Origin of the sequence: Terriglobus sp. YAF25, from assembly GCF_052113305.1 — a bacterium.
GTDB lineage: Bacteria > Acidobacteriota > Terriglobia > Terriglobales > Acidobacteriaceae > Terriglobus.
On sequence record NZ_JBFRCY010000835.1, the window covers coordinates 1 to 1827 of the forward strand.

General features: G+C 55.5%; 2 protein-coding genes. One reads left to right on the plus strand and one right to left on the minus strand.

Annotation, left to right across the window (positions count from 1 at the left end):
• The coding region (locus AB4043_RS24310; RefSeq protein ID WP_442308362.1) for a hypothetical protein at positions 1–632 on the minus strand (632 nt) is incomplete at its 3' end.
• 218 nt (positions 633–850) lie between these two features.
• On the opposite strand from AB4043_RS24310, the gene AB4043_RS24315 reads away from it, so the two are divergent.
• Positions 851–1827, plus strand: a 977-nt coding sequence (locus tag AB4043_RS24315) for a flavin monoamine oxidase family protein (protein ID WP_442308363.1), incomplete at its 3' end; no start/stop codon positions are given.

Here is a 1827-nt window from a genome sequence, read left to right on the forward strand (position 1 = left end):
GGCTTGGGATTCTTCAAATCTTCGAGTCCAACCACGTGCAGGTCCAGTCGYTTTTCTCCGAGGCGCGCGGCATTCGTAATAGTCCGGGCAACAAGTGTTCCGCGGAAGTTCTGATAGTCGCTGAATTCAACCCCATGTCCGGAAGCGGCCACAATCTCATGTAAACCATCCGGGTACCGTATGCACATTTTCCGGGCTTGGTCGAAGCACTTGATTCCTGATGCGTCGGCAAGCTTATTTGCTTTTGTTTCCAGGCGGTCTCCGTCGCGAATTGTATTTGTAATGAAAGACGAATCCACGACGGCCATAGCGAAGGTATTCCATTTCAACGGAAGGTAGTCTCCCGAATTTTTCTCCAATGTTCTGTCACCGTTCACGATCAGATCCTGCGAGAATTCAGCCGACCTGATGAAACGCCGGTAATGCGTAGGGTCGATCCAGAGCCATTCGATCGTGCCGATCGTCTGCTGTCCATCGAGTACTACAGCATCGAGATGGAAGGGCTTGCTTCCAGGAGCAATCAACACAGGCTGCACAACTCGATGGTCAGCGCTTGTTACACTTGGCCCGCGCTGGGCAAACAGAACACCATAAAAAGTGACGAGACCCAGAGCCCTTGCGGCACGACGCATCGAATCAACCTCAATTTTCGGAATGTTGCGATTGTATAGTCGCCTGCAGTTCGCCAACATTCAACGATGATTACTTCCTTCAAGGCGCAATCGTGTATGCCGATGAATGCCATCGCGAGAATGGTGGATTTATCCTCTTGTAACACGCCCATTCGCGCCCGATAATGAGAACAGTCGTTCTCCGTTTTACAGTTCAGACGTAAGAAAGAGGCCATTCCATGAGCCCTACCCGTCGTGTCTTTATCCAACGGATGGCGCAGCTCGGAGGCTACTCCGCTGCTTATTCCACAATGCATCTTCTCGGCCTGATGCCTGCCTCCGGCGCGTCTCCTCTGCCGGAGCTACCTGCGGACTTCGGCAAAGGGAAGAAGGTCGTCGTTCTCGGAGCGGGTATCTCCGGCCTGGTAACAGCCTATGAGCTGCGCAAGGCAGGCTTTACGGTCACGGTGCTGGAGGCTCGTCATCGGCCCGGTGGTCGCTCATGGTCGGTGCGTAACGGCACGACCGTCGAGTTCCTGGACGGCACGAAACAGGAGTGTACCTGGGAAGAAGGTCACTATCTGAACGCCGGCCCGGCACGCATTCCCTCGCATCACACGCACATCCTCGACTACTGCCAGGAGCTGAACGTCCCGCTGGAGATAGAGATCAATTTCTCCCGCTCTGCACTGATGCAGTCAGATTCGCTGAATGGTGGAAAGCCCGTGGAAGAACGGCAGGTAGTGCATGACACCCGCGGTTACATCGCGGAGCTGCTTTCTAAGGCTATTAACAAACATGCGCTAGACCAGGAGCTGACAAAGGACGATGCGGAGCGCATGTACTATTTCCTGCGCGGCTTCGGCGACCTTAACCAGCAAAGCAAGTACTCCGGCACCACCCGGGCAGGCTTTGTTACACCGCGCGGCGCCGGGCCTGCCGTTGCGAAGCTGCATGATCCTCTCAAACTCAGCGAGTTGCTCGCCGCCGACCTCTCCAAGGGCGTTTTGTACGAAGAGCAGATCGACTGGCAGGCGACCATGTTCCAGCCGGTCGGCGGAATGGACCGCATCGGCTACGGCTTCGCCAAAGTGCTGGGCAACATCATCGTCTACGAGGCGCCGGTCACCGAGATCACAACCGGTCCCAACTCAGTTACCGTGGCATACACAAAGAAAGGCTCGRCACAGACCATTACGGCTGATTGGTGTGTCTG